The 25,148-nt window shown below is 69.6% G+C and carries 26 protein-coding genes, 1 tRNA gene and 1 other RNA gene; 16 read left to right on the top strand and 12 right to left on the bottom strand.

All coding sequences use genetic code 11. The features are described from left to right. Nucleotides 1–23: 23 nt before the first annotated feature. Nucleotides 24–839: a 3-methyl-2-oxobutanoate hydroxymethyltransferase gene (panB, locus tag ACR3ZA_RS01175; RefSeq protein ID WP_473659329.1), complete on the top strand. Its 816-nt coding sequence runs from the start codon at nucleotides 24–26 to the stop codon at nucleotides 837–839. Between the two features lies 1 nt (nucleotide 840). Here the strand turns inward: panB and ACR3ZA_RS01170 are convergent, their stop codons facing one another. Next, nucleotides 841–1,026 (bottom strand): methionine aminopeptidase, encoded by a 186-nt coding sequence (locus ACR3ZA_RS01170; protein ID WP_473659327.1) that lies wholly within the window; start codon nucleotides 1,024–1,026, stop codon nucleotides 841–843. A 94-nt stretch (nucleotides 1,027–1,120) separates the two neighbouring features. On the opposite strand from ACR3ZA_RS01170, the gene map reads away from it, so the two are divergent. Both map and ppgK read left to right on the top strand, forming a co-directional pair. Continuing rightward, nucleotides 1,121–2,005 carry a type I methionyl aminopeptidase gene (map, locus tag ACR3ZA_RS01165; RefSeq protein ID WP_473659325.1) on the top strand — a complete coding sequence of 295 codons (885 nt, stop codon included), beginning with the start codon at nucleotides 1,121–1,123 and terminating at the stop codon, nucleotides 2,003–2,005. 15 nt (nucleotides 2,006–2,020) lie between these two features. Next, nucleotides 2,021–2,785, top strand: a complete 765-nt coding sequence (ppgK, locus tag ACR3ZA_RS01160) for a polyphosphate--glucose phosphotransferase (protein ID WP_473659323.1) — start codon at nucleotides 2,021–2,023, stop codon at nucleotides 2,783–2,785. Here ppgK and ACR3ZA_RS01155 read toward each other — a convergent pair. Further along, nucleotides 2,782–3,879, bottom strand: coding sequence for a fatty acid desaturase (locus ACR3ZA_RS01155; protein ID WP_473659321.1), 1,098 nt, complete (start codon nucleotides 3,877–3,879; stop codon nucleotides 2,782–2,784). The two genes, ppgK and ACR3ZA_RS01155, sit on opposite strands and share 4 nt — an antisense overlap. 330 nt (nucleotides 3,880–4,209) lie before the next feature. On the opposite strand from ACR3ZA_RS01155, the gene ACR3ZA_RS01150 reads away from it, so the two are divergent. The 4 genes from ACR3ZA_RS01150 (at nucleotide 4,210) to ACR3ZA_RS01135 (ending at nucleotide 7,225) form a co-directional block, all read left to right on the top strand. Continuing rightward, complete coding sequence (locus ACR3ZA_RS01150) at nucleotides 4,210–4,413, top strand: cold-shock protein (protein WP_294180555.1); 204 nt, start codon at nucleotides 4,210–4,212, stop codon at nucleotides 4,411–4,413. A 159-nt stretch (nucleotides 4,414–4,572) separates the two neighbouring features. Then, the gene (locus tag ACR3ZA_RS01145) at nucleotides 4,573–5,997 is read left to right on the top strand and encodes a ferric reductase-like transmembrane domain-containing protein (protein WP_473659319.1); all 1,425 of its coding nucleotides are present in this window, start codon (nucleotides 4,573–4,575) and stop codon (nucleotides 5,995–5,997) included. Then, nucleotides 5,994–6,482 carry an FMN-binding protein gene (locus tag ACR3ZA_RS01140; RefSeq protein WP_473659317.1) on the top strand — a complete coding sequence of 163 codons (489 nt, stop codon included), beginning with the start codon at nucleotides 5,994–5,996 and terminating at the stop codon, nucleotides 6,480–6,482. The genes ACR3ZA_RS01145 and ACR3ZA_RS01140 overlap by 4 nt, the downstream gene beginning before the upstream one ends. Then, complete coding sequence (locus tag ACR3ZA_RS01135) at nucleotides 6,479–7,225, top strand: FAD:protein FMN transferase (protein WP_473659315.1); 747 nt, start codon at nucleotides 6,479–6,481, stop codon at nucleotides 7,223–7,225. The genes ACR3ZA_RS01140 and ACR3ZA_RS01135 overlap by 4 nt, the downstream gene beginning before the upstream one ends. 2 nt (nucleotides 7,226–7,227) lie before the next feature. Here the strand turns inward: ACR3ZA_RS01135 and rnpB are convergent. From rnpB to ACR3ZA_RS01100, 7 genes are all read right to left on the bottom strand, one after another. Then, nucleotides 7,228–7,597: RNase P RNA component class A (gene rnpB / locus ACR3ZA_RS01130), an RNA gene on the bottom strand. A 21-nt stretch (nucleotides 7,598–7,618) separates the two neighbouring features. Beyond that, nucleotides 7,619–8,053 carry a reverse transcriptase-like protein gene (locus ACR3ZA_RS01125; RefSeq protein WP_473659313.1) on the bottom strand — a complete coding sequence of 145 codons (435 nt, stop codon included), beginning with the start codon at nucleotides 8,051–8,053 and terminating at the stop codon, nucleotides 7,619–7,621. After that, nucleotides 8,050–8,790, bottom strand: coding sequence for a CT398-like coiled coil hairpin domain-containing protein (locus tag ACR3ZA_RS01120; protein WP_473659311.1), 741 nt, complete (start codon nucleotides 8,788–8,790; stop codon nucleotides 8,050–8,052). Before ACR3ZA_RS01120 ends, ACR3ZA_RS01125 begins: the two co-directional genes overlap by 4 nt. Before the next feature lie 13 nt (nucleotides 8,791–8,803). Beyond that, nucleotides 8,804–9,622, bottom strand: a complete 819-nt coding sequence (locus ACR3ZA_RS01115) for a Nif3-like dinuclear metal center hexameric protein (protein WP_473659309.1) — start codon at nucleotides 9,620–9,622, stop codon at nucleotides 8,804–8,806. Nucleotides 9,623–9,644: 22 nt separating this feature from the next. Further along, nucleotides 9,645–12,806 carry a cytosine permease gene (locus ACR3ZA_RS01110; protein WP_473659307.1) on the bottom strand — a complete coding sequence of 1,054 codons (3,162 nt, stop codon included), beginning with the start codon at nucleotides 12,804–12,806 and terminating at the stop codon, nucleotides 9,645–9,647. Nucleotides 12,807–12,815: 9 nt separating this feature from the next. Further along, nucleotides 12,816–13,733, bottom strand: coding sequence for an EamA family transporter (locus ACR3ZA_RS01105; protein WP_473659305.1), 918 nt, complete (start codon nucleotides 13,731–13,733; stop codon nucleotides 12,816–12,818). Nucleotides 13,734–13,781: 48 nt separating this feature from the next. Continuing rightward, nucleotides 13,782–13,854, bottom strand: a tRNA-Val gene (locus tag ACR3ZA_RS01100). Nucleotides 13,855–14,014: 160 nt separating this feature from the next. Here ACR3ZA_RS01100 and ACR3ZA_RS01095 point away from each other — a divergent pair. Next, nucleotides 14,015–14,644, top strand: a complete 630-nt coding sequence (locus ACR3ZA_RS01095) for a DUF3558 domain-containing protein (protein WP_473659303.1) — start codon at nucleotides 14,015–14,017, stop codon at nucleotides 14,642–14,644. Nucleotides 14,645–14,657: 13 nt separating this feature from the next. On the opposite strand, the gene ACR3ZA_RS01090 is transcribed toward ACR3ZA_RS01095, so the two are convergent. Beyond that, nucleotides 14,658–15,146, bottom strand: coding sequence for a redoxin domain-containing protein (locus ACR3ZA_RS01090; protein ID WP_473659301.1), 489 nt, complete (start codon nucleotides 15,144–15,146; stop codon nucleotides 14,658–14,660). Between the two features lie 226 nt (nucleotides 15,147–15,372). Here ACR3ZA_RS01090 and aceE point away from each other — a divergent pair, with 226 nt between their 5' ends. The 8 genes from aceE to ACR3ZA_RS01050 all read left to right on the top strand — a co-directional run bounded on the left by aceE (nucleotide 15,373) and on the right by ACR3ZA_RS01050 (nucleotide 24,310). Then, nucleotides 15,373–18,117, top strand: coding sequence for a pyruvate dehydrogenase (acetyl-transferring), homodimeric type (gene aceE / locus ACR3ZA_RS01085; protein WP_473659299.1), 2,745 nt, complete (start codon nucleotides 15,373–15,375; stop codon nucleotides 18,115–18,117). Then, nucleotides 18,118–19,299 carry a helix-turn-helix domain-containing protein gene (locus ACR3ZA_RS01080; protein WP_473659297.1) on the top strand — a complete coding sequence of 394 codons (1,182 nt, stop codon included), beginning with the start codon at nucleotides 18,118–18,120 and terminating at the stop codon, nucleotides 19,297–19,299. An 88-nt stretch (nucleotides 19,300–19,387) separates the two neighbouring features. Beyond that, nucleotides 19,388–20,317, top strand: coding sequence for an acyltransferase domain-containing protein (locus tag ACR3ZA_RS01075; RefSeq protein ID WP_473659295.1), 930 nt, complete (start codon nucleotides 19,388–19,390; stop codon nucleotides 20,315–20,317). Beyond that, nucleotides 20,314–21,318 (top strand): beta-ketoacyl-ACP synthase 3, encoded by a 1,005-nt coding sequence (locus ACR3ZA_RS01070; protein ID WP_473659293.1) that lies wholly within the window; start codon nucleotides 20,314–20,316, stop codon nucleotides 21,316–21,318. The genes ACR3ZA_RS01075 and ACR3ZA_RS01070 overlap by 4 nt, the downstream gene beginning before the upstream one ends. Nucleotides 21,319–21,376: 58 nt before the next feature. Next, nucleotides 21,377–21,625, top strand: a complete 249-nt coding sequence (locus ACR3ZA_RS01065) for an acyl carrier protein (RefSeq protein WP_473557037.1) — start codon at nucleotides 21,377–21,379, stop codon at nucleotides 21,623–21,625. A gap of 102 nt (nucleotides 21,626–21,727) precedes the next feature. Next, the gene (locus tag ACR3ZA_RS01060; protein ID WP_473659291.1) at nucleotides 21,728–22,969 is read left to right on the top strand and encodes a beta-ketoacyl-ACP synthase II; all 1,242 of its coding nucleotides are present in this window, start codon (nucleotides 21,728–21,730) and stop codon (nucleotides 22,967–22,969) included. Between the two features lie 75 nt (nucleotides 22,970–23,044). Next, a complete protein-coding gene (locus ACR3ZA_RS01055; protein ID WP_473659289.1) occupies nucleotides 23,045–23,554 on the top strand; it encodes a thioredoxin domain-containing protein in 510 nt (169 codons plus the stop codon). Between the two features lie 9 nt (nucleotides 23,555–23,563). Beyond that, the gene (locus tag ACR3ZA_RS01050; RefSeq protein WP_473659287.1) at nucleotides 23,564–24,310 is read left to right on the top strand and encodes a cytochrome c biogenesis CcdA family protein; all 747 of its coding nucleotides are present in this window, start codon (nucleotides 23,564–23,566) and stop codon (nucleotides 24,308–24,310) included. Nucleotides 24,311–24,323: 13 nt separating this feature from the next. On the opposite strand, the gene ACR3ZA_RS01045 is transcribed toward ACR3ZA_RS01050, so the two are convergent. Both ACR3ZA_RS01045 and ACR3ZA_RS01040 read right to left on the bottom strand, forming a co-directional pair. Then, nucleotides 24,324–24,485: a hypothetical protein gene (locus ACR3ZA_RS01045; RefSeq protein ID WP_473659285.1), complete on the bottom strand. Its 162-nt coding sequence runs from the start codon at nucleotides 24,483–24,485 to the stop codon at nucleotides 24,324–24,326. An 8-nt stretch (nucleotides 24,486–24,493) separates the two neighbouring features. Next, a complete protein-coding gene (locus ACR3ZA_RS01040; protein ID WP_473659283.1) occupies nucleotides 24,494–25,027 on the bottom strand; it encodes a DUF3145 family protein in 534 nt (177 codons plus the stop codon). Nucleotides 25,028–25,148 lie beyond the last annotated feature (121 nt).

Here is a 25,148-nt window from a genome sequence, read left to right as displayed (position 1 = left end):
ATCGCTCACCCTAGACTGACGGCATGGCAGACGCGGTCGTCAAGAAGGTTCGCACCCGGCATTTTCAGAATGCCAAGGAACAGGGCATCAAGATCACCGGCCTCACGAGCTACGACGTGCTCACCGCGGGGATCTTCGACCGCGCCGGCATCGACTTCCTGCTGGTCGGCGACTCGGCGGGCAACACCGTCCTCGGCTATGACACGACGATCCCGGTCACGATCGACGAGCTGATCCCGCTGACACGCGGCGTGGTGAGCGCGGTGAAGCGCGCCTTCGTCATCGCTGACATGCCCTTCGGCTCCTACGAGACCGGCCCCGACGAAGCGCTGCACACCGCCTTCCGCTTCATGAAGGAGACCGGCGCTCACGCCGTGAAGCTCGAGGGCGGCGAGCGAAGCGCCGAGCAGATCCGCCGCATCGTCTCGGCGGGCATCCCGGTGATGGCGCACATCGGCTTCACCCCGCAGAGCGAGCATCAGCTGGGCGGACACGTGATCCAGGGCCGCGGCGACCGCGCCGATCAGCTTCTCGCCGACGCGCACGCGGTCGAGGCCGCCGGAGCCTTCGCGGTGGTGCTCGAGATGGTGCCCTCCGCGGTGGCGGCCCGAATCACCAAGGCGCTCTCGATCCCGACGATCAGCGTGGGCGCGGGCCCGCACACCGATGGGCAGCTGCTCGTCTGGACCGACTGGGCGGGACTCACCACGGGGCGCATCCCCAAGTTCGTCAAGCAGTACGCCAACGTGGCCGAGGTGCTCACGAATGCGGCGACGGCCTACATCTCTGACGTGGCGACGGGTGCCTACCCGGCACCCGAGCACGAATACGAGGAGTGAGCTAGGCCCCGTCGCCTTCTTCCTCCTCGGCCCACCGCCGGGCGCGCTCCCGCGCGATCTCCGGCGCGCGCTCCGCCTCCGCGCGGGTCGCGTACGGGCCGTCCCGGTCCGACCCGAGGGACTGCGGCCCCTCCTCGACTTCGCCGGTTCTGTGGTTGTACCACCACTGCGTCGTGTGCTCCGTCATGCCCCGACCCTACGCCGAGTGCGGAGGCGCGCGATGGGCCGTGCGCGGCTTCGGGGCCGCCGAGGGGGCCGGGCGCGCCCGGTAGACTCGCGGCATGCCTCGGGACAGCGCAGGACACCTCATTCCGGGAGCGATCTCCCCCGAGCGACCGGTCCCGCGCCACATCCCCCGCCCGGAGTACGTCGGGAAGCCCGGGCCGCAGCCGTTCACCGGCTCCGACGTGTACAGCCCCGCGGACATCGAGCGCATCCGCACCAGCGGCCGCATCGCGGCGCAGGCCGTGGAGGCCGTCGGAGCCGCGATCCGCCCCGGCATCACCACCGACGAGCTCGACCGGGTCGCGCACGAGTTCCTCATCGCCCACGACGCCTACCCGTCGACGCTCGGCTACCGCGGATTTCCCAAGTCGTGCTGCACCTCCCTCAACGAGGTGATCTGCCACGGAATCCCCGACGACACGGTCCTCGTCGACGGCGACATCATCAACATCGACATCACGGCGTTTCACGACGGCATGCACGGCGATTTGAACAAGACCTTCCTCGTCGGCGACGTCGCGCCGGAGGCGGTCGACCTGGTGGAGCGGACCCGTGAGGCGCTGAACCGCGGCATCAAGGCGGTCGCGCCGGGGCGACCCGTGAACGTCATCGGGCGTGCGATCGAGAGCTACGCCAAGCGCTTCGGCTACGGGGTGGTGCGCGACTTCACCGGACACGGCGTCGGCGCGGCCTTCCATTCGGGGCTGATCATTCCGCACTACGACGCCGCACCGGCGCACGCCGAGCTGATCGAGGTCGGCATGGTCTTCACGATCGAGCCGATGCTGACCTTGGGCACCGTCACGGCGCCCGGCCGCACCGACTGGGACGAGTGGGACGACGAGTGGACGATTGTCACGCGCAACCGCGCGCTGACCGCCCAGTTCGAGCACACCCTGGTCGTGACCGAGCGCGGCGCCGACATCCTGACCCTGCCCTAGAAAGGCGATCACCCCATGAGCACTCTCGCGATCGGCGTCGATATCGGCGGCACCGGAATCAAGGGCGCCCTCGTCGACGTCGACACCGGCGAACTCGTCAGCTCACGCGAGAAGATCGCCACCCCGCGCGGTGGCCGCCCCGACGACATCCTCGCCGCGACCGTCGAGCTGGTCTCGCGCTTCGGAGACTCGGCGGACGGCGTCCCGATCGGGGTGACGTTCCCCGCGGTGGTCCGCGACGGTCGCACGATGACCGCCGCCAACGTCTCCGACGAGTGGGTGGGACTGCAGGCGGAGAAGCTCTTCGAGAAGGCCCTGGGACGCGACATCCACTTCGTCAACGATGCTGACGCCGCCGGCTATGCCGAGGCCCGCTACGGCGCCGCGAAGGGAATCGAGGGGCTGGTGATCCTCACCACCCTCGGCACCGGGATCGGGAGCGCGTTCCTCTACAACGGAGAACTCGTGCCGAACACGGAACTCGGGCACCTGGAGATCGACGGTCGGGAGGCGGAGAAGCGCGCGTCGAACGCGGTCCGCGAGAAGCGGAACCTGAGTTGGAAGTCCTGGGCGAAGCGGCTGACCCGCTTCTACGCCCGCGTCGAGTTCCTGTTCTCCCCCGAGCTGTTCATCGTCGGCGGCGGCGTCAGCAAGCAGCACGAGGAGTTCCTGCCGCTGATCAAGGTGGAGACCCCGCTGGTGCCGGCGACGCTGCGCAACAACGCGGGAATCCTGGGTGCGGCCGCTCTCGCGGCCAAGCCGCGCGCCGCGCGGAACTAGACCCGGCGGAGGTTGCCGAGCGCCGGGCAGTTGAACGGGTCGCGTGCGTGCAGGCCGACCCGGTTCATGTACTGGATGACGTTGATGTACGAGCGCCCGATCGTCTGCTCGGTGTAGTCGATCCCCTCGACGCGGCAGTGCTCGCGCACCATCGCCCGTGCACGGGCCAGGTGCGGACGCGCCATGCTCGGGAACAGGTGGTGCTCGACCTGGTGGTTGAGCCCGCCGAAGAGGACCGTCGCCCAGGTTCCGCCGATGATGTTGCGGGAGGTCAGCACCTGCTTGCGCAGGAAGTCGAGCTTCGTGCCAGCCGGGATGACCGGCATGCCGATGTGGTTGGGGGCGAACGCCGCACCCATGTAGAAGCCGAACACGGCGAGCTGCACGCCGAGGAACGCGAAGGCCATTCCGAGCGGAAGCACGAGGAACACGGCCGCGACGACGGCGGCGAGGCGCGCGACGACCAGCGTGATCTCGAGCCAGCGACGGTCGACCTTGCCGCGGCCGAAGATGTGGCTGATGGAGTGAACGTGGAGGTTGACGCCCTCGAAGGTGAGCAGCGGGAAGAACAGGTAGCCCTGACGGCGAACGATCGCCGCGCGCCAGCCGCGCGTCGCGGCCGCATCCTCGTCGTAGAAGGAGACCGTGTCGGGGTCGATGTCGGGGTCGCGACCGATCTGGTTGGGGTTGCCGTGGTGGCGGGTGTGCTTCGTCATCCACCACGAGTAGCTGAGGCCGGCGACGCCGCTCGCGAGGATGCGGCCGAGGCGATCATTCGCCTTGCCCGATTCGAAGACCTGGCGATGCGATGCCTCGTGCCCGAGGAAGGCGAACTGCGTGAACACGATGCCGAGGGCCGCCGCGATCAGCAGCTGGAACCAGCTGTCGCCGAGCAGGATGAATCCGGTGATGCAGCCACCGAGCGCCAGCACGAGCGTGGCGAGAAGGCTCATGTAGAAGACGCGGCTGCGCTGGAGCAGACCCTCTTCGCGAACCGACGCCAGCAGGGCCGTGTACGTGCTGGTCGGATTGACCCGGTTCGGGTCGCGACGCGATGTCGCACGCACCGGGCCGAGGGTGGAGGTGTTCGTCATGGCTGGCCTTCGCAAGTCAAATTCGACTTCTCAGCCGCCGGGGTGAGCGTGTGCTCTCAGATGCTTGATGCTATCCCGCCTGCCTGCCGATCCCCCGAGAATCGCGTCACTGTCGCCAATCGTTTACGACACCGTGATAAATCCGACATGAAAACTGACTGTCCCTCTGCACGTTCGTGCACTAGCGTTGCAGACGAAGTTGTTGTGTTGCGCAGGATGTGCAGGCAGTGAGGCGCCGTCGGCGCCGTGCCGCCTTCATGAACGCGGAAGAAGAACACCGCGACGGACGGACGCGAAGTACGCGACCGGCAGTTCATGAAGGAAGTCACTATGCCCACCGGCACCGTGAAGTGGTTCAACGCCGAAAAGGGATTCGGGTTCATTACCCCCGATGACGGCAGCCAGGACCTGTTCGCCCACTACTCCGCGATCGAGGCCAAGGGATACCGCAGCCTCGAAGAGGGTCAGCGCGTCGAGTTCGACGTCGCACAGGGCCCCAAGGGGCCCCAGGCCTCGGCCATCAAGCTGGCCTGAGTCTCGCACTCACTCTGAAAAGCGTCGCCCGGTTCGCCGGGCGGCGCTTTTCGCATCTCCGGCGGTCGAAACCGTTTCTCACGCGATTCATAGCCGACAGATAGCGAGCGCGCCCACTCTGGGCTCCACGACGTCATCGTCAGGAACCCGAGGAGTCAGATGAGCGCAACACACGCCGACACCGCTCGACCGCGCGTCGTCGTCGCCGAGAGGCGCGACTCGGTCACGGACGAGTTGGCCCGGCGAACCGCGCGACGCGCCGCGCTCGCCGACGTGCTGGAGGTCGCAGCGTGGAGCTCCGGCGCCGTCGCCGCCGCGCTCGCCCTGGCCTCCGGCGTGCTCTCCGAGGTGGCCGACCTCGGCTCGGCCCTCACCGCGGCCGGCATCCTCACCGGACTCATCGCGACCGACCTGGTGCTGGTGATGCTCGTGTTGGCCGCACGGATCCCGCTTCTCGACCGCGCCATCGGCCACGACCGCGCCATCGCCTTGCACGGGCGACTCGGCAAGCCAGCTCTCTACCTGCTCCTCGCGCACGCCGTCCTCCTGACGCTCGGCTACACCATCGCCGACGGCACGGATGTGGTCAGCGAGACGCTCCTGCTGTTCTCCATCACCGACATGCCGTTGGCCTACCTCGGCCTCGGGCTGCTCATCGCGGTGGTCGTGACCTCGGTGATCGCCGTGCGACGCCACCTGCCGCGCGAGCTGTGGCACGGCATCCACCTGCTCAGCTATGCCGCCGTGGTCGTGGCGCTCCCGCACGAGCTGAGTCTCGGCGGAATCCTGATGGAGGGCACCTGGCAGCGGGTGTATTGGATCGGCCTGACCGCCATCGCGTTCGCCAGCATCCTGGTGTTCCGGTTCGCGGTGCCTGCCGTCCGCTCGCTGCGACACCGACTCGTGGTCGACAAAGTTGAGTGGATCGCGCACGACGTCGCCTCGATCTGGCTCCGCGGACGCGACATCTCCCGCCTCGCCGCGCACGGCGGACAGTTCTTCACCTGGCGGTTCTGGACCGGGCAGACCTGGTGGCACGCCCACCCCATCTCGCTGTCGGCCGCGCCCGCCGGCGACCGCTTGCGCATCACCGTGCGCCTGCTCGGCGCGGGAACTCGACGACTGACCGCGGTACCGGTCGGAACGCGCGTCAGCTTCGCGGGCCCCTACGGCCTCTTCCGCGACGCCGCGCGAACCACTCCGCGACTCGCGATCGCGGCCGCCGGCATCGGAATCACTCCCGCCCGCGCTCTGCTCGAGGGCGCCTCGACCTCACCCGGCGACGCCACCGTGCTGCTGCGCGCGTCCACCAGCGACGGCCTGTACCTGCTCGACGAGATCGTCGAGCTCGCCACCGAGCGCGGGGCGGCCGTGTACTCCTCGGTGGGCACCCGCGACCCGCACGGCTGGCTCGCCGCCCGCGATGTCGCCCGCGGCGTCACCATCCGCTCGATCTTCCCGGACCTCCTCGACTCCGACCTGTTCATCTGCGGACCCGACGCCTGGTCGGAGGCGGTCGAGCGTGACGCGCTCGCGGCCGGAGTTCCGGCCCGGCGCATCCACGTGGAGAGGTTCGCCTCATGAGCGCCCGCGCACGGGCGTTCGGCACCCTCGCGTCGCTCGGCATTCTCGGCGTCGGCTGGCAGCTCGGCGTCGCGGGACTGCCGGACGCGACGGTGTCCTCCACCGCGACCGGGGGAACGACCGACGCGACCACGGATGCTGTTACCGGCGCCGAGACCGACACGGGCGCCGCCACCGACGCCGGCGGCAGCACCGACGCGGCGAGCGATGGCACGTTCACCGGAAGCGTCGAGTCGACGCGGTGGGGCGAGGTCCAGGTCGCGGTGACGATCAGCGGCGGCCAGATCACCGAGGTGTCGGCCCTTCAGACCCCCGATGCCGACAGCCGTTCGATCCAGATCGCGGCGAACGCCACGCCGATCCTCGCCTCCGAGGTGATCAGCGCCCAATCCGCGTCGGTCTCGACCGTCAGCGGCGCCACCTACACCAGTGAGGCCTACCTGAGCTCGCTGCAGGCGGCCCTCGACGAGGCGGCCTTCTCGTGAGTCGCCATGTGTTCCCGACCATGGGCACGGTCAGCTCCCTCGAACTCGTCACCGAGGATCAGCTGGCGGCGGCGGCCGTCGCCCGCATCCTGAACGCGGCGGATGCGCGGTTCAGCCTCTTCCGCGCCGACTCCGAGCTCTCGGCCGTCGCCCGCGGACTCCCCCTGGTCGAGGCCTCTGCCGAACTGCTCGCCGCCTACGCCCTCGCGCTCGACTGGCGCCGGCGCACCGGCGGCCAGTTCACCGCACATCGCCCCGACGGCGTGCTCGATCTCTCCGGCATCGTGAAGCCGTGGGCGATGGCCGCCGCGGCCGATGCCTTGCGCGAACGGGGCGCCGAGAACTGGTGCCTGAACGTCGGGGGCGATGTCGTGACCGACGGAACCGACCAGCGGGGTCGACCCTGGGTTGCCGGTGTCGCAGACCCGGATGACCGCGCTCAGCTGCTCACCGCCGTCTCTCTCGACGATGCGCGGCGCGCGATCGCCACCAGCGGGTCGGCCGAGCGCGGCGACCACATCTGGGGAGCCCGCGCTCTCGACGCGAACGGCTTCCGCCAGGTCACGGTGATCGCCGCCGACATCGTGACCGCGGATGTGCTCGCCACCGCGATCGTGGCCGGCGGACACGACTATCTGGACGAGGCCACCTCCCGCTTCCCGATCGAGGTGCTCACCGTCGACCGTGCGGGCGAGATGCTGATCACGCCCGGCATGCGCGAAGCGATGCACGCTGCCGCGTGAGGTGAACGGGTCGACCGATACGCCGGGTTCTGTCGCCGCCCCGAAGGGCGTCGGACGGTCATCTATCTCGGACGTACGTTGCCGCACATCTCCAGCGGTCTACCCGGGAACTCGGCGAGCCGCCTCAACGTTCCCTGTCTGACCTTGCTCCAGGCGAGGTTTACCCAGCGAGCCCGATCACTCGGGCTCCTGGTGGTCTCTTACACCACCGTTTCACCCTTACCGCGGCCGAAGCCGAGGCGGTCTGCTTTCTGTTGCACTTTCTCGCGGATTGCTCCGGGTGGGTGTTACCCACCGCCCTGCTCTGTGGAGCCCGGACGTTCCTCGGCAGTCATCCCGAAGGATTCCTGACGCGACCGTCTGGTCGGCCCGTTCACTGGGTCCAGGGTACCGCTACCGGCGGAAGTCGCGACGCGTGTCCATCGCCTCGTTCGCGAGCTTGTCCGCCCGCGAGTTCTCAGCGCGCGGAATCCACTCGAACGCGACCGGGGTTCCGGTGAGCGCCTGACGCGCCTCCGCGGCGAGCGTCGCCATGTCGGGGTGCTTGATCTTCCAGCGGCCCGACATCTGCTCGACGACGAGCTTCGAATCCATGCGCACGCGCAGCACCGCCTCCGGGTCCAACTCGATCGCCGCCCGAACGCCCGCGATCATGCCCTTGTACTCGGCGACGTTGTTGCTCGCGATGCCGACGTACAGCCCCAGCTCGGCGAGCACCTCGCCGGTGGCCGCGTCGAGCACGAGCGCACCGCTTCCCGCCTGACCGGGGTTGCCGCGTGAGCCCCCGTCGGCCTCGACGATGAGCTCGCGCGCCCCGCCGCCGCTCACAGGCCGGACTCCGCCGTGCGAATCAGCACCGCGTTCGAGTCCGGGCACAGCAGCACGGCGTCCGGGGCAGCCGCACGCACCGCGCCGAGATCGGTGGAATTGAGGGCGACGCCGCTCGCACTCGAGACGCCCGCGCGAAGCAGCGAGGCTCCGACGCCATAGCGTGCGCGCTGCTTCTCGTAGAGGGCGAGCAGGTCAGCGGGCACCTTGCCGGCGACGGTGGCCCGATTGGCCTCGGCGTGGCGTCGGTCGGCCGCGATCACCTCGAGCGCCGCGTCCCGCGCCGAGATCGCGGCCGCGATGCGCTCATCGAGCTCGGCGAGTTCGGTGCGCGTGGCGGCAAGCTCCGCGTCGCGGGCCTCCACCGTTTCCATGACGGCCAGCTCGATGTCCTCCAGATCGGACTTGCGCACCGCCAGCGCGGCAAGCTCCTGTTCGAAGGCCTGGATGTCTTTCACCGAGCTGCTCGACTGCAGACGCTCGCGGTCGCGTGCGATCCGCGCGTCGACGACCTCGACATCGGACTCGGTGCGCCGGAGCTCGAGACGAGCGTCTTCGGCCGCGCCGGTCTGCTCGACGAGTCGCCGCTGCAGGGCATCACGTCCCGCGGTGAGCTCCGTCACGACGCCGGCCTCCGGCAGGGTGGACGCGCGATGCGCCAACTGGGCGAGCTTGGTATCCAGCGCCTGCAGATCAAGCAGCAGGGCCTGATCCTCGGGTGCAGCCGTCAACGCCATGGTTTCTCCTTCATCACACGATCGCAAAGTCCCAGGGATCGGTGCGCAATTCACTCACGAGCACCTCCACCGTCGGGAGCGCGGCGCGCAGTTGCGCCGCCGCAGTATCAAGCCACAACCACTCGCTCGCCCAGTGCGAGACATCCAGCAGGGCGGGACCGCCCCGAAGGCGGGCGAGCTCGCGCGCCTCGGAAGCCGGGTGGTGGCGCAGGTCACTCGTGATGTAGACGTCGGCCGCCCGCACCTGGGGATCCGCAAGCAGGGAATCGCCGGCGCCGGCGCAGAGGGCGACCGTCTCGATCGGACGGTCGAACTCGCCCGCGGCGCGGATCCCCTGCGCCGTCGCCGGGACGACGTCGGCGAGGGCGCGCGCGAGCGCACCGAGGGTCATCGGCTCGGGGAGGCGCCCGACCCGGCCCAGCCCCAGGGCCGCGTCGGCGGCCGACGGCACGATCGGACGCGTGTCGACCAGCCCGAGACGTGCGGCCAGCACCGCCGAGGTGCCGTCGGCGACGATGTCGGCGTTCGTGTGGGCGGCGATCAGCGCGCACCCGCCCCGGATCAGGCGGGAGACGACCGAACCCTTGTAGGTGTCCTCGGCGACCGTGGTGACACCGCGCAGGAACAGCGGGTGATGGACGAGCAGCAGCTGAGCGCCCTGCTCGACGGCTTCCTCCGCCGTGTCGACGACGGCGTCGACGGCGAGCAGGATGCGGGTGACCTCGGTCGTCGGATCGCCGGCCAGAAGCCCCGGCGCATCCCAGCCTTCGGCCGAGCCGATCGGCCAGAGCGTCTCGACCACATCCGCGACATCGGCAAGGGTGGGAGGCATCCCCCCAGTCTACGAGTGCGGGTCAGCCGGTGACGTCGCCGCGCGGGGTGCTGACGGCGCCAGTGTGGATCACCGAATCGGTGGCGACGCTGCGCTCCTGACGGCGAATGGACGGCAGTGCGGTCGCAAGCGTGGCAACCAGCCCGAGCGCGAGCGCGACGAAGACGCCGACGTTGCTGGTCGACCACAGGTCACTCGCCGAGATGCCGAGCGCCGAGTAGAGGAACCCCTGCCAGGACAGCCACGACACTCCGGCCGAGGTGAGCCCCCAGCCGAGCACCGTTGCCGCGACCAGGATCGCCACATTGCCCCATCGAACGTCGGGATAGTGACGCCCGCGCTCGAGCAGGGAGGAGGCATCAAGACGAGTGCTGCGGAACATCATCTCGGCCGCCAGGATCCCCACCCACGCCGCGACCGGAACAGCGATCGTGACGATGAGGTCGAACAGGATCTCACCCGGTTCGAGAGCGACGAAAGCGAGAACCGCCGCCACGACGGCGACGAGCAGCACGGCGAGGACCGCCGTCGACGTGCGCGGCGCCCGGACCCCGAGCGACTGGATCGCGAATCCAGCCGAATAGGTCGCGAGCGTCGCGCCCGAGATCAGTCCGATTCCCAGCGCGAGCACCAACGGCACCGGGTACCACAGCGGAAGGAGCGAGGCGAGCGCGCCGACCGGATCCAGAATGAGCGCCGCCCCGAGCTCCGGATCGGATGCGGCCAGCAGCGCGCCCCAGGCGATCAGCGCGAAAGGCGGCAGCGTCGCACCGAGCGAGCTCGACACCATCGCGGCCCCACCCCAGCCGTCCGGGCGCTGGTAGCGCGCGACGTCGCCGGAGGACTGAGCCCAGGCGAGCCCGACGACACTGAACACGAGCGCAGCGCCGGGAACGACCAGCAACCAGGATCCGTCACCGTTGGACAGTGCCGTGCCGAAGTCCAGCATCGGCGCGGTCAAGATCATCAGGCCCAGAATCAGCAGCAGCGAGGCGATCGTCGACACGAGCTGGACGAGCGCCAGCAGGCCGTACCCGATGACCGCGACGGTCGCGATCACGATGACCCCGACGATGATGCCGAGGAAGGTCCAGAGTTCGACCCCGAGACCGGGATCCACACCCGCGATCTCGACGATGTGGGCGGCGCTGGCGGCGAAGAGCCAGAGCAGCGCTCCGCCCCAGAACACCCGTGTCACCAGGGCGAGGGCGGCCGGTCCGAGGTTCCCCAGGTGGCCGAACACGGCGCGCGAGACGACCATCACCGGCTGCCCTGTCCACTTGCCGGCCAGCGTTCCGAAGCCCAGCGGCATCCAGGAGACCGCGACGCCGGTGAGCGCCGCCACGATCGCCTGCCGCAGGCTCATGCCCGAGGCAGCCAGGATGGCGCCCACCGCGATGGAGATCACGGAGGCGTTCGGGGCGAACCAGAGCCAGAACAGCCGCACCGAGCGGCCGGCACGACGATCGAGAGGTGTCGGCTCGACTCCGGTCGCTTCGATCTCACGCGCACTCGGCATCCGGCGCGCCTGCGCCGCCAGCAGCGGGTCGTCGTCGGCGACGCGCTGCACGGCGATCGGCTCCGAGGGCGGTGCGAGCACGTCGGCGACGCCGGCCGCGCCAACCGCGATCGGCACGGAGCCCGTCAGCCGATCGACCTCGTCCACCACGTCGTCGTTCTCGAGGTCGAGATCGACGTCTTGGGCCACCGGAGCCAGCGGCGGCACGTATGCCCTCGGCACCGTGCGGTCATCGAAGTCATGCGTCACGGGTTCGACCGCGACCGAAGGCGGCTCGCTGGCGGCGGGCGGGGAGTCGTTCGTCTCGCCTTCGGGAACGTAGGGCGGCAGATCCGCGGGCTCGATGCCGATCGGCGGCGGCATCGAGCTGAAGTCGAGCAGAGGAGGCAGCTCCTCGGCGTCGTCCGCGGGTTCCTCGTCCGCCGATTCCGAGGGCATCGGCTCGGCGAGTGTCGGCTCGAAGGGCATCGGCTCGAAGGGCGTCGGCTCGGCGGGCATGGGCTCGGCGGGCATGGGCTCGGCGAGCTCGGGGTCGAGCACGATCGCCTCGGGGTCGGGCGGCGGCATCGGCGGGCGAAGCGTCGGCACCTCGCCGGATGTCGGAAACGCGGGCGGCTCGACCAGCAGCGGAGGCGCTTCCTCGGGCGGAGCGAACCGTGACGGAAGCTGCTCCGGTTCGGGGAGTTGCTCTGCCGAGGGCTGCGGCTCGGGCTCGGCCCGATCGACCGGCGAGTCCTCCAGAAGACTCGGCATGCCCGGCAGGGAGACCGCGCCTGTCGCGAGCGCCTCCTGCCAGGCGCGGAAGGCGTCGGGATCCTCCTCGCGGAGGCGCAGCTGCTGCTCGAGGATCTCGATCGCCGCGAGCGTCGAGCTCTCGCCCATCACCGCGTCGAGGTCGCTCTCGTCGCCCGTCACCGGCGGCGTCGGGGCGGGCTCCGGCTCGACCAGTTCGACGGGTTCTGCTGCGATCGGGATGTCATGGAACGAGTTCGGGTCGGGCTCCACCAGATCGGGATCCGGCTCGGGCTCGGGCTCGGGCTCGGGCTCGGGCTCGGGCTCGGGCTCGAACGAGTCGGGCTCCTCCGAGAACGAGTCCGGCTCCTCATCGAACGCGACCGGCTCCGGCTCACTCGGCTCCGCCTCGAACGCGACCGGCTCCGGCTCACTCGGCTCCGCCTCGAACGCGACCGGCTCCGCCTGACGCGGGTCCGGCGCACCCGGCTCCGACTCGAACGCGACCGCGGGCTGCTCTGGCTCGGGATCGAAGTCCGGAAGCGGCAGGAACTCCTCATCGGCGGGCTCGGACACCGCCGGTGCGTCGAGCAGATCCGGCACGTCCGACAGATCTGGTGCATCCGGTGCATCCGGTGCATCCGATGCTTCCGGGGTCGGCGGAATCACCGAGACGGGGGCGGTGTACGTCGAGAACTGCGCCGCGAGCGCCTCGGCGATCGCATCGTCGTCGGTGAACTCCGACGGTTCGACTTCGGGCCCCGCGTCGCGCGCGCCCGACTCCTCCGCATCCACCGGCGCAGCGGGCGTCTCGAAGGCCGGCTCCACATCTCGCGGCAACGGCGTGAACGTGGATCGGCGCTTGCCTGTCGGCGCAGTGTCGTCCACGGAGTCGGGCTCCGCGCCACCATTGCCGAATGGAGCGTCGGTCATAGCAAAAGCCTAGAGGCGCTCACTCAATATCGGGGTACGACGAGCCGACACGAGAACAGTTAGCCCGACCAGGATCAGGACGATGCCGCCCCAGCCGAGCGGCGCGAGGCGCTCGCCGACGATGAGCACCGCGAGCACCGTCGCCACAACCGGCTCCAACAGCGTGATCGTGGTCACGTGGGAGCTGCGGAGCTCGCGCACCCCAACGCCGAACAGCAGATAGGCGAGCACCATCGGGCCGAGCACCAGATAGCCGGCGATGCCGACGGTGCCAGGGCTCTGCAGCAGCGGCGCCCCCGTCACCAGCAGCACCGGCAGAAGCAGCGCACCACCGAGCCCGAACATCGCCGCCATCACGCCGCGGCTCGTGCCGCCCGCCGCCATGGCCCGGCCGGACGCGTAGGTGTACAGCGCGTAGGCGAGCCCGGCGAGCAGAGCGACCGCGATCCCGAGCACCGGCGCGTCGCCCGGGCGCCCCTCCTCCGTGGAGCCGTCGCCGAAGATCGCGCGACTCGTGGCGAGCGCCGCGATTCCGAGCAGCGCGAACACGGTCGCGATGACCCAGCGCCGCGAGAGCGGTCGCCGTTCGAGCATCCACTCGAGGAGAGCCGCGAACACCGGGCCCGAGCCGAGGGCGACGACGTTGCCGACCGCCACTCCGGCGAGATCCATGCCGCTGTAGAACGCGAGCGGGTAGACGACAACGCCGAGCGCGCCGAGCGCCACCCAGCGACGCTGCACGCGATGCCGCAGCACCGCGACCGCGCGGCGGTGTGCGAAGACGAACAACAGCACCCCGCCGATGCCCATCGTGGCGGCACCCACGGCGATCGGGCTGACGTCGTCGGGGAAGAAGCTGGCCGCGGTTCCGGTCGTTCCCCAGAGCGTCGCCGCAATCACCAGCGCCACGACTGCACCCGGATTCATCGCGCCGCTCCTTCTCGTCCGAGGACGAACTGGGCCCGATACGAACGGTGGGCCCTGAGGGACTCGAACCCCCGACATCCTCGGTGTAAACGAGGCGCTCTACCAGCTGAGCTAAGAGCCCGGTCGATCGATGCTAGCGCGCTCTCCCTCCGCGCCGAGGCCGCCTCGCGCGGACCACCGGCGGTCAGAGTAGAAACTACGCAGTGACGCCCGCGGCGTGCGGCTGGGAGGGTGAGCCCGGCGCCGGCCGGGCGCTCACGCTCGCTCCCGAAGGATCCGACATGCTCATCGCGCGAAAGCGTTCCGTTCCTGCTCTTCTCACCGTGTTCGCCCTCGCGCTGACCGGATGCGCTGCCGCCGACAGCGGCGCCACGACGAACTCGGGAGGCGGGACCGAACCCGTGGAATCCGCTGCGACGTCGGAGCCGGTCGGCACGAGCTTCTCGGTCACCGGAACGGGCGCCTGCGAGTTCCTTGACGGCGCCGCGGTGGCGAGCGGGCTCGGGATTCCGGGCGCCGAGGTCTCGCTCGACGATGTGCGCGACAAGGACGACCAGAAGGTGTGCCGCTACGAGCTGCGCGACTCGGGGGCGTTCTCGGTGTTCATCCTCGCCATCGACGTCAACGACTCCGCCGACGTCACGCCGACGCCCTACACCGAGCGACTCGAGCAGGCGCTGACGGAGGGCCTCCCCGTTCCCGGATTCGATCTGATCCAGACCTTCGAACCGGTCTCCGGTCTCGGCACCGAAGCCGCGTACTCGGGAAACCTGCCCGACGACAAGAACCTCGTGCTCCGGCTCGACGACGACGTCCTGATCCAGCTCAACTACAACAGGTTCGCCGACGGCGCCGACATCGGCGACTACCGGGTTCAGCTGGTGGGGCTCGCGAACGAGCTGCTCAGCTAGCGAAACCGGCCGGTCAGCGCGACGCGGCGTCGAGGCCCGCAGGTGCGACCTCGGCGACCGCGGCGCGGTATTCCTCGAGCGAGCGCGACTCCCCCGGTGCCGTGATGAACGAGGCGCGGATGACGCCATCGACATCGATCACGAAGGTGGCCCGGTTGGCGAAGCCCTTGTCCTCCAGGAACACTCCGTACTCACGGGCGACGGCGCCGTGCGGCCAGAAGTCGGCGAGCAGGGTGAAGTCGTAGCCCTCCTGCTCGGCCCAGGCGCGCAGGCTCGCCTTCGAGTCGACCGAGATGCCGATCAGCTCGACGCCGTTCTCGCGGAACATCGCCAAGTTGTCACGCAACTCGCACAGCTCCCCCGTGCACCGGCTCGAGAACGCGAGCGGGAAGAAGACGAGCGCGACGGGCTTGCGCCCGCGGAAGTCGCTCAGCCGCACGTGCTCGCCGAACTGGTTCGCGAGATCGAAGTCGGGAGCCTGGGTGTCGTTCTCCAGCGCCATGGTCGCAGCGATTCCTCTCCGGCCGGGCATTCACCCGACAAGTCCAGCGACCGATCCTACGCCCGACGCCACGATTGCGCCGAGCGGTCCAGAACTGTGGCGTTCACACAACTAGACTGCCTTTCGATACCCCGCTCCCCACCACCGAGAACCCGGAGGGTTGTCGAGCGCGGACGCCACCGCATGGCCCACCCGCCATGCCGCGACTCCTAAGGAGAAGTCAGACGTGACGGTCAACGACCAGGACCCGTATTCGGTGAGCCACACTGACCCGGACCCGGAGGAAACCTCCGAATGGCAGCAGTCCCTCGACGCACTCGTCGAGGAGAAGGGCCGTGGCCGCGGTCGCGACGTCATGCTCAGCCTGCTCAAGCGGTCGAAGGATCTGCACCTCGGGGTTCCGATGGTGCCGACGACGGACTACATCAACACGATCGCGCCCGAGAACGAGGCGCCGTTCCCCGGTGACGAGGAGCTCGAGCGCGAGTACCGCCGCTGGATCCGCTGGAACGCCGCGATCACGGTGCACCGCGCGCAGCGCCCCGGCATCGCCGTCGGCGGACACATCTCGACCTACGCGTCGAGCTCGTCGCTCTACGAGGTCGGCCACAACTGGTTCTTCCGCGGCCGTGACCACGCCTCCGGCGGCGACCAGATCTTCTACCAGGGCCACGCCTCCCCCGGCATGTACGCCCGCGCCTACCTCGAAGGCCGTCTCTCCGAGCACCAGCTCGACGGCTTCCGCCAGGAGAAGTCGCACGCCGGCGGCGGGCTGAGCTCGTACCCGCACCCGCGGCTCATGCCGGAGTTCTGGCAGTTCCCGACGGTGTCGATGGGTCTCGGCCCGATCAACGCGATCTGGCAGGCGCAGAACAACAAGTACCTCACCAACCGCGGCATCGCCGATGCGGCCGACAGTCGCGTCTGGGCGTTCCTCGGCGACGGCGAGATGGACGAGGTCGAGAGCCGCGGCGCCCTGCAGTGGGCCGCCAACGAGAAGCTCGACAACCTGACCTTCGTCGTCAACTGCAACCTGCAGCGTCTCGACGGCCCGGTGCGCGGCAACGGCAAGATCATCCAGGAGCTCGAGAGCTTCTTCCGCGGTGCCGGCTGGAACGTCATCAAGGTCATCTGGGGTCGCGAGTGGGACGACCTGCTCGCCCGCGACGAGAGCGGTGCCCTCGTCAACCTGATGAACAAGACGCCCGACGGCGATTACCAGACCTACAAGACCGAGGACGGCGCCTACGTGCGCGAGAACTTCTTCGGCCGCGACCCCGAGGCGCTCAAGCTCGTCGAGGGCATGACCGACGACCAGGTGTGGAGCCTGCGTCGCGGCGGTCACGACTACCGCAAGGTCTACGCGGCGTTCAAGGCCGCTGTCGAGCACGAGGGCCAGCCGACGGTCATCCTCGCCAAGACGATCAAGGGCTACGGTCTCGGCAAGAGCTTCGAGGGCCGCAACGCGACCCACCAGATGAAGAAGCTCACGCTCGACAACCTGAAGCAGTTCCGCGACGAGCTGCGCATCCCGATCACGGACGCCCAGCTGGAGGAGAACCCCTACCTCCCGCCGTACTTCCACCCTGGCAACGACAGCCCGGCGATCCAGTACCTGCACGAGCGCCGCCGCGAGCTCGGCGGGTACCTGCCGGAGCGCCGCGCGACGCACGTGCCGGTCACCCTCCCCGAGGACAAGGCCTTCGAGGTCGTCAAGAAGGGCTCGGGCAAGCAGGAGGTCGCCACCACGATGGCCTTCGCGCGACTGCTCAAGGACCTGCTGCGCACGCCCGACCTCGGGCAGCGCATCGTGCCGATCATCCCCGACGAGGCGCGCACCTTCGGAATGGATGCGTACTTCCCGACGGCGAAGATCTACAACCCGAACGGCCAGCACTACACCTCGGTCGACCGCGACCTGCTGCTCGCCTACAAGGAGAGCCCGCAGGGCCAGATCGTGCACGTCGGCATCAACGAGGCGGGCGCCTTCGCCGCGTTCACGGCGATCGGCACCTCGTACTCGACGCACGGCCAGCCGCTGATCCCGGTCTACGTGTTCTATTCGATGTTCGGGTTCCAGCGCACGGGCGACGCCATGTGGGCCGCGGGCGACCAGATGGCGCGCGGATTCATCATCGGCGCCACCGCGGGACGCACCACCCTGACCGGTGAGGGTCTGCAGCACGCCGACGGGCACTCGCCGCTGCTCGCGTCGACGAACCCCGCCGTCGTCAGCTACGACCCGGCGTACGGCTACGAGATCGGCCACATCGTGAAGGCCGGCCTTCAGCGCATGTACGGCACCGACGAGAACGGGCTCACGCACCCGGACCCGAACGTCATGTACTACCTGACGGTGTACAACGAGCCGATCGTGCAGCCCGCCGAACCGGAGAACGTGGACGTCGACGGCATCCTCAAGGGCATCCACAAGGTCAGCACGGGCCCCGAGACCAGCGGACCCAAGGCGCAGATCATGGCCTCCGGCGTCGCGCTCGCCTGGGCGTACGAGGCGCAGGAGCTGCTCGCCCGCGACTGGGGCGTGTCGGCCGACATCTGGAGCGTGACCTCCTGGACGGAGCTGCGCCGCGACGGTCTCGCCGCCGACGAGCACAACTTCCTGCACCCGGAGGAGCCGCCGCAGGTTCCCTACCTGTGGAACAAGCTCAGCGGAGCCGAGGGCCCGTTCGTCGCCGTCACCGACTACATGCACGCGGTGCCCGACCAGGTGCGCCAGTTCGTGCCCGGCGACTTCGCGACGCTCGGCGCCGACGACTTCGGATTCAGCGACACGCGTCCGGCGGCTCGCCGCTACTTCAAGATCGACGGCCCGTCGGTCGTGGTGCGCACCCTGCAGTCGCTCGCGCGGCGCGGGGCTGTGGACCCGGCGACGGTGGCTCGCGCGATCGAGCAGTACCGTCTGCACGACGTGACGGCGGGAACGTCCGGATCGGCGGGCGGCGAGAGCTAAGTGGCGGAGCGCACCAAGAAGCAGACGCTCGCGTGGCTTCGCACGCTCACCGGAGAACTCTCCACCGCGACGCTGAAGCGGCTCGACGACACGCTGCCCTGGTACCGGGACATGCCCCCGGGCCGGCGCAGCGCCGTCGGGCTGGTCGCGCAGGCCGGTATCACCTCGTTCATCTCCTGGTTCGACGACCCGAAATCGACGCCGTGGATCGCCGCCGACGTGTTCGGCGCCGCCCCGCGCGAGCTGCTCCGCTCGGTGTCGCTGCAGCAGACGCTGCAGCTGATTCGCGTCACGGTCGAGGTGGTCGAGCACCGCATCAAGGACGACGATGAGGTGCTCCGCGAGGCGATCCTCCTGTACTCGCGTGAGATCGCCTTCGCGGCGGCGGACGTCTACGCCCGCGCCGCCGAGGCGCGAGGGCTCTGGGATGCGCGACTGGAAGCGCTCGTCGTCGACTCGATCCTCACCGGCGAATACGACAGCGAGCTTCCCAGCCGGGTCGCCGCCCTCGGCTGGAACGGCCACGGCGAGGTGAGCGTGCTGGTCGGCACGGCCCCGCGCAGTCTCGACGTCGATCAGCTGCGCCGCACCGCCCGTCACCTCGACGCGGACGTGCTGATCGGCGTGCAGGGCAGTCGCCTGGTGCTCGTCATCGGGCGCACCAACCCGGCGGAGGGGGAGGAATCCGCCGAGACGCGGGAGCGCCTGACCTTCCTCGAGATCGCCGCGCAGCTGGAGCCGGGCTTCGGCGACGGCCACCTGGTGCTCGGGCACACCGTGCCTTCTCTGGTCGACGCGGCGCGCTCGGCTCGGGCGGCGCTCGCCGGTTTCGCCGTCGCCAAGGCCTGGCGCAATGCGCCACGCCCCACCCACGCCGACGACCTGCTGCCCGAGCGCGCCCTGGCAGGAGATCCGCTCGCCCGCAAGGCGCTTGTCGAGCGGATCTACGTTCCGCTGCAGAACCACTCCACCGAGCTTCTGACGACGCTCTGGTGCTACCTCGACAACGGCCGCTCCCTCGAGGCCACCGCGCGTGAGCTCTTCGTGCACCCGAACACCGTGCGATATCGCCTCAAGCGCATCAGCGAGGTGATCGGCTGGGACGCCACCGGTGCCCGCGAGGCCCTCATCCTGCAGGTCGCGCTCGTCGTCGGCAGCATCTCCGACACCGACCGCAAGTGACGCGCCTGTAGGTTCCCTCCAGTCTTTTCGGCGATACTTCGTGGCACCTGTTTCGCGCCACCGGGCGACGGCTGACAGACTGGAGGGCGTGAGTGTCGTCATCGTTGCGCCCGGTCAGGGCTCGCAGACCCCCGGATTCCTGGAGCCCTGGCTCGCTGAGCCCACGATCGCCGCACACCTGGGCGAGCTCGCCGAGGCGTCGGGGGTGGATCTCGTCACGCACGGCACCGTCTCGGACGCCGACACCATTCGCGACACCGCGGTGGCTCAGCCGCTCATCGTCGCTGCCTCGCTGCTGTCGCTGCGGGCCGTGCTCGGCGACGACTCCGCGCGCGCAGGCCGTCTCGCCGGCATCGCCGGCCACTCGGTCGGCGAACTCGCCGCCGCGGCCGGAGCGGGCATCCTGAGCGACGCCGACGCCATGCGCCTGGTCGCGCTGCGCGGCCGCGCGATGGCCTCCGCCGCCGCCGAGGTCAAGACCGGCATGAGCGCCGTGATCGGCGCCGACGAGGGCGAGCTGCTCGGCATGCTCGCCGCCCTGGGCCTGGAACCGGCCAACTTCAACGGCGGCGGCCAGATCGTCGTCGCGGGCGAGCTTCCGGCGCTCGAGCGGCTCAAGGAGACCCCGCCGCCCGGCGCGCGCGTCATCCCGCTGCAGGTCGCCGGCGCCTTCCACACCCGCTTCATGGCTCCCGCCGTCGAGACGCTGCGCGTGGCCGCGGCCGACGTCGCGGTCAGCGACCCGGCCACCACCATCTGGACCAACCGCGACGGCAGCACCGTCAGCAGCGGCGCCGCCTACCTCGACCTCATCGTCGGGCAGGTCGCCAGCCCCGTGCGCTGGGACCTCACGATGGAGGCGTTCGCGGCCGCCGGAGTCACCGGACTCGTCGAGCTCGCCCCCGCGGGAGCTCTCGTCGGTCTCGCCAAGCGTGGGCTGAAAGGCCTTCCCACCGTCGCGGTCAAGACGCCCGACGACCTCCCGGCCGCGCAGGCCCTCATCGACGGAGCAGCATGAGCACCCCCACCCTGACGCAGTCCAGCGGAGCCCAGTACACCCGGATTCTGAGCGTGGGCGCGGCTCGCGGTGACCTCGTCGTTCCGAACGAGGACCTGATCGGGCCGATCAACTCCAGCGACGAGTGGATTCGCCAGCGCACCGGCGTGATCACGCGCAAGCGTGCCAGCAAGGGCATCAACGCGATCGACCTGGCTGAGACGGCGGCGAGCGAGGCGCTCGAGAAGGCCGGGGTTCCGCGCGAGAAGATCGGCGCCGTGCTGGTGTCGACGATCAGCAACGTCGCCGTCACCCCGTCGATGGCGTCCCTGCTCGCCGACCGCCTCGGCGTGACGCCGGCTCCGGCCTACGACATCAGCGCCGCGTGCGCCGGATACACCTACGGCATCGCCCAGGCCGACGCGCTCATCCGCAGCGGCGCCGCCGAGTACGTGCTCGTCGTCGGCGCCGAGAAGCTGTCCCAGTACGTGCACCCGGAAGACCGCTCGATCTCGTTCCTGCTCGGCGACGGCGCCGGCGCCGTCGTGGTCGGTCCGGCCGATGAGCCGGGCATCGCGGCGAGCGTCTGGGGTTCCGACGGCTCGAAGTGGGACGCGGTCGGCATGAACGCGACCTTCGAGGAGTACCTCGACGGCGAGAAGCCGTGGCCCACCATGCGCCAGGAGGGACAGACCGTGTTCCGCTGGGCCGTCTGGGAGATGGCCAAGGTCGCCAAGCAGGCTCTCGAGGCCGCCGGCATCACCGCCGACGACCTCGCCGCGTTCATTCCTCACCAGGCGAACATGCGCATCATCGACGAGCTCGCCAAGCAGCTGAAGCTCCCCGAGCACGTGATGATCGGCCGCGATATCGCGACGACGGGCAACACCTCGGCCGCGTCGATTCCGTTGGCCACCCATCGTCTGCTGGAAGAGCACCCCGAGCTGAGCGGCGGTCTCGCCCTTCAGATCGGGTTCGGCGCCGGACTCGTCTACGGCGCCCAGGTCGTGCGCCTGCCCTAGGATCGACACGGTCACCCCTACACCCGACTACCACGCACCACACAAGGAGAGAAACGACATGGCACTGTCCACCGAAGAGGTCCTCGCGGGCCTGGCCGAGCTCATCAACGACGAGACCGGCATCGCCACCGACACCGTCGAGTTGGACAAGTCGTTCACGGACGACCTCGACATCGACTCGATCTCGATGATGACCATCGTCGTCAACGCCGAAGAGAAGTTCGACGTCAAGATCCCCGACGAAGAGGTCAAGAACCTCAAGACCGTCGGCGACGCCGTCAACTTCATCGTTTCGGCCCAGGGCTGAGTTTCGACGCGCGCGCCGCAACCTCGGCGCGCGCGTCAACGACGGACGCCGCCCGGCGTTGTCGTCTGGCCTCGGCATGCCCGAGGATCTACGGGAGTTGGAATGACCAAGAAGATCGTTGTCACCGGAATCGGCGCGACGTCGCCGCTCGGCGGCACCGCGCGCGACAGCTGGAACGCGCTGCTCGCCGGCGAGACCGGCGTTCGCTCGCTCACCCAGGACTGGGTCGCCGAGCACGAGCTGCCCGTCACCTTCGCCGCACAGGCTCGCGTTCGCCCCGAAGAGGTGCTGGAGCGCCAGGAGATCAAGCGTCTCGACCCCTCGGCGCAGTACGCCCTCATCTCCGCCCGTGAGGCCTGGGCCGACGCGGGCATCACCGACCTCGCCCCCGAGCGGCTCGGTGTCGAATACTCCACCGGAATCGGCGGACTCTGGACCCTCCTCGACGCCTGGGACACCCTGCGTGAGAAGGGACCGCGCCGCGTCCTGCCGATGACGGTCCCCATGCTCATGCCGAACGCGGCCTCCGCGGCCGTCAGCATGGCGCTCGACGCGCGTGCGTTCGCCCGCACCGACGTGTCGGCGTGCGCCTCGAGCACCGAGGCGATCGCCAACGCCTACGACCACCTGCAGGCCGGGCTCGCCGACGTGATCATCGCCGGCGGCACCGAGGCGTGCATCCACCCGCTGCCGCTCGCCGCCTTCGCCTCGATGCAGGCGCTGTCCAAGCGCAACGACTCCCCCGAGACGGCGTCGCGCCCGTACGACGTGAGCCGCGACGGCTTCGTCATGGGTGAGGGCGCCGCCAGCATCGTGATGGAGACCGAAGAGCACGCCAAGGCGCGCGGCGCGAAGATCTACGCCGAGATCGCCGGAGGCGGCGTCACGAGCGACTCGTACCACATCACCGCGCCCGACCCCGAGGGTCGCGGAGCGGCCCGTGCGGTGCGTGCGGCGCTGGAGCAGGCCGGCGCGACCGCCGACCAGGTCACGCACATCAACGCGCACGCCACGAGCACGCCGGTCGGTGACATCGCCGAATACAAGGCGCTGTTCGCGATCTTCGGCGAGCGGGTGAAGGGCATCCCGGTCTCGGCGACGAAGGCGGCGCACGGCCACCTGCTCGGCGGAACCGGCGCCCTCGAGGCGATCTTCACGATCCTCGCGGTCCAGGAGCGCCAGGCGCCGCCGACCGCGACGCTGGTCGACCAGGATCCGGAGATCCCGCTGCTGGTGAGCGCCGGCGTGCAGAAGCTCGGCGACGAGCCGCAGCTCGCGATCAGCAACAGCTTCGGCTTCGGCGGCCACAACTCGGTCATCGCGATTCGCAGCTACGAGGGCTGACCCGCAGTCTGAGAATTCACTGGGGGCGTCGGACGAGTCCGGCGCCCCCTTTTGGCACCCTGCCAGACTGAGCGGATGAAACTGCGCGCCGGAGCCATCATCGGAATCCTCGCTGGCATCATCGCCATCGCGGTGATCGCGGTGATCGCGATTCAGGCATCGAGCGGAGAATCCGTGCTCGACACGACGCCCGAGACGACGACGTCCTCCCCGGCGACCGAGACGGACTCGAGCGATCCCTCGTCCGAGCCCGAGTCAGGCTCCGACGATTCGACCGTCGCCGGAAGCTACGTCGAGTACAGCGACACGGCGATCGCGAACGCCGACGGCCGCATCCTGCTGTTCTTCCACGCCTCCTGGTGCCCGCAGTGCCGTGACCTGGAGAGCGACATCCTCGCGCGCGGCGTGCCCGCGGGCGTCACCATCATCAAGGTGGACTACGACGACTACCAGGACCTGCGCCAGGAGTACGGCGTCACGATCCAGACGACCCTCGTCGAGGTCGACTCGACCGGATCCGCCCTGCAGAGCTACGTCGCGTACGAGGAGCCGACGCTCGCTGCCGTCGTCGCCGCGATGCTCTAGGGCGCGGCCGTGCTCACCCTCCTTCTCGTCGCGTTCGTCGCCGGCGTCCTGACGACCGCGGCGCCCTGCGTACTCCCCCTCCTGCCCGTGATCGTCGGCGGGTCGATCGCGCGCGGCCCCGGCGGCGCCCAGAGCGCCGCTGCGTGGCGACGGCCCCTGCTGATCGCCACGGGCCTCGCCGTCTCCGTCATCGCCTTCACGCTGCTCCTGAAGGCCACCACGGCGCTGCTCGGCGTGCCGCAGATCGTCTGGCAGCTCGTCGCAGGCGGGATCGTGGTGCTCTTCGGCGTGACGCTCCTGTTTCCTCACCTGTGGGAGCGCCTCATGCTCGTCACGGGACTTCAAGCGCGCTCGGGTGCCGCACTCGATCGCTCGTCACGCGTCGGCGGCCCCGCGGGCGACCTGCTGCTCGGGGCCGCACTCGGACCCACGTTCAGCAGCTGCAGCCCGACCTACGCCCTCATCGTCGCCGCGGTGCTTCCGGTCTCCTTCGGCGAAGGTCTGGCCGCGATCATCGCCTACGCGCTGGGACTCGCGATCACCCTGCTGCTGGTGGCGCTCCTCGGGCAGTCGTTCGCCCGCCGGCTCGGGTGGCTCAATCGGCCCGACGGATGGTTCCGGCGGGTCATCGGGATCATCATGATCCTCGTCGGCATCGCGGTGATCCTCGGGCTCGACAAGGTCGCGCAGACCTTCGTGCTCGATCAGGGCTGGTACGCCCCGATCGAGAACCTCGAGCGGCAGCTGTTGGGCTAGCCCGCGAACCGCGTCAGCGGGTGCGGATCGGGCGACAGCCGTCGTGCTCGGTGCAGTCGTCCTCCAGCTGGTACAGCTCGTCGGCGGTGACGAGTCGTTCGAGCTCCGCGAGGTCGAGCAGCGGCGGCGCGACGCCCTCCAGGACGTCATCCCACTCCCGGTGCAGAATTCGCATGATCGCTCCTAACCCACCTTGTGCAGCCACACCACGGGCGCCTCATCGCTCGCGTGCCGGAACACTTCCAGTTCGTCGTCCCAGGCCTGCCCCAGCGCGAGTCGGAGTTCGCGGTGGAGTTCGAAGGCATCCGAGCCGGCCGACTCCATGGCGAAGCGCACGCGGTCCTCGGGGATGACCGTGTTGCCTGCCGAGTCGGTCTGGGCGAAGTAAATGCCGAGATCGGGGGTGTGCATCCAGCGTCCGCCATCGGAGCCGGCGGACGGATCCTCGGTCACCTCGTAGCGGAGGTGCTCCCAGCCGCGCAGGGCGGAGGCGAGTTCGGCCCCGGTGCCGGCGGGACCCTCCCAGTAGTACTCGGTGCGCTGCGCGCCCTTGAGGACGGGCTGGGGACGCCAGTCGAAGTTGACCGCCCGACCGAGCGCGCGACCGGCAGCCCACTCGACGTGGGGGCACAGCGCGCGCGGCGCCGAGTGCACGTAGACAACGCCGCGCGTGAAGGCGCGACGAATAACGGTGTCATCACCGGCTACAACAGTCACAACTCCTCCGATCCTCAGATGCGACTTCCCCATCGATCTGCAATCGGATTCAGTTGTTGCTCGATTATCGCGCACAATGCTCAGGAATCACAAGCATGTGATTGCTGATCGGCGGTTGTGC

Source organism: Herbiconiux sp. J20-20 (genome assembly GCF_057365085.1).
Note: the sequence above shows the minus strand (reverse complement) of the source record. Positions and strands in the feature narration are given on the sequence as shown.

What these genes read in the sequence shown, in the direction of transcription:
- panB (WP_473659329.1), top strand. Translation starts at nt 24, where the DNA reads ATGGCAGACGCGGTCGTCAAGAAGGTTCGCACCCGGCATTTTCAGAAT.
- ACR3ZA_RS01170 (WP_473659327.1), bottom strand. Translation starts at nt 1,026, where the DNA reads ATGACGGAGCACACGACGCAGTGGTGGTACAACCACAGAACCGGCGAA.
- map (WP_473659325.1), top strand. Translation starts at nt 1,121, where the DNA reads ATGCCTCGGGACAGCGCAGGACACCTCATTCCGGGAGCGATCTCCCCC.
- ppgK (WP_473659323.1), top strand. Translation starts at nt 2,021, where the DNA reads ATGAGCACTCTCGCGATCGGCGTCGATATCGGCGGCACCGGAATCAAG.
- ACR3ZA_RS01155 (WP_473659321.1), bottom strand. Translation starts at nt 3,879, where the DNA reads ATGACGAACACCTCCACCCTCGGCCCGGTGCGTGCGACATCGCGTCGC.
- ACR3ZA_RS01150 (WP_294180555.1), top strand. Translation starts at nt 4,210, where the DNA reads ATGCCCACCGGCACCGTGAAGTGGTTCAACGCCGAAAAGGGATTCGGG.
- ACR3ZA_RS01145 (WP_473659319.1), top strand. Translation starts at nt 4,573, where the DNA reads ATGAGCGCAACACACGCCGACACCGCTCGACCGCGCGTCGTCGTCGCC.
- ACR3ZA_RS01140 (WP_473659317.1), top strand. Translation starts at nt 5,994, where the DNA reads ATGAGCGCCCGCGCACGGGCGTTCGGCACCCTCGCGTCGCTCGGCATT.
- ACR3ZA_RS01120 (WP_473659311.1), bottom strand. Translation starts at nt 8,790, where the DNA reads ATGGCGTTGACGGCTGCACCCGAGGATCAGGCCCTGCTGCTTGATCTG.
- ACR3ZA_RS01115 (WP_473659309.1), bottom strand. Translation starts at nt 9,622, where the DNA reads ATGCCTCCCACCCTTGCCGATGTCGCGGATGTGGTCGAGACGCTCTGG.
- ACR3ZA_RS01110 (WP_473659307.1), bottom strand. Translation starts at nt 12,806, where the DNA reads ATGACCGACGCTCCATTCGGCAATGGTGGCGCGGAGCCCGACTCCGTG.
- ACR3ZA_RS01105 (WP_473659305.1), bottom strand. Translation starts at nt 13,733, where the DNA reads ATGAATCCGGGTGCAGTCGTGGCGCTGGTGATTGCGGCGACGCTCTGG.
- ACR3ZA_RS01095 (WP_473659303.1), top strand. Translation starts at nt 14,015, where the DNA reads ATGCTCATCGCGCGAAAGCGTTCCGTTCCTGCTCTTCTCACCGTGTTC.
- ACR3ZA_RS01090 (WP_473659301.1), bottom strand. Translation starts at nt 15,146, where the DNA reads ATGGCGCTGGAGAACGACACCCAGGCTCCCGACTTCGATCTCGCGAAC.
- ACR3ZA_RS01070 (WP_473659293.1), top strand. Translation starts at nt 20,314, where the DNA reads ATGAGCACCCCCACCCTGACGCAGTCCAGCGGAGCCCAGTACACCCGG.
- ACR3ZA_RS01065 (WP_473557037.1), top strand. Translation starts at nt 21,377, where the DNA reads ATGGCACTGTCCACCGAAGAGGTCCTCGCGGGCCTGGCCGAGCTCATC.
- ACR3ZA_RS01060 (WP_473659291.1), top strand. Translation starts at nt 21,728, where the DNA reads ATGACCAAGAAGATCGTTGTCACCGGAATCGGCGCGACGTCGCCGCTC.
- ACR3ZA_RS01055 (WP_473659289.1), top strand. Translation starts at nt 23,045, where the DNA reads ATGAAACTGCGCGCCGGAGCCATCATCGGAATCCTCGCTGGCATCATC.
- ACR3ZA_RS01045 (WP_473659285.1), bottom strand. Translation starts at nt 24,485, where the DNA reads ATGCGAATTCTGCACCGGGAGTGGGATGACGTCCTGGAGGGCGTCGCG.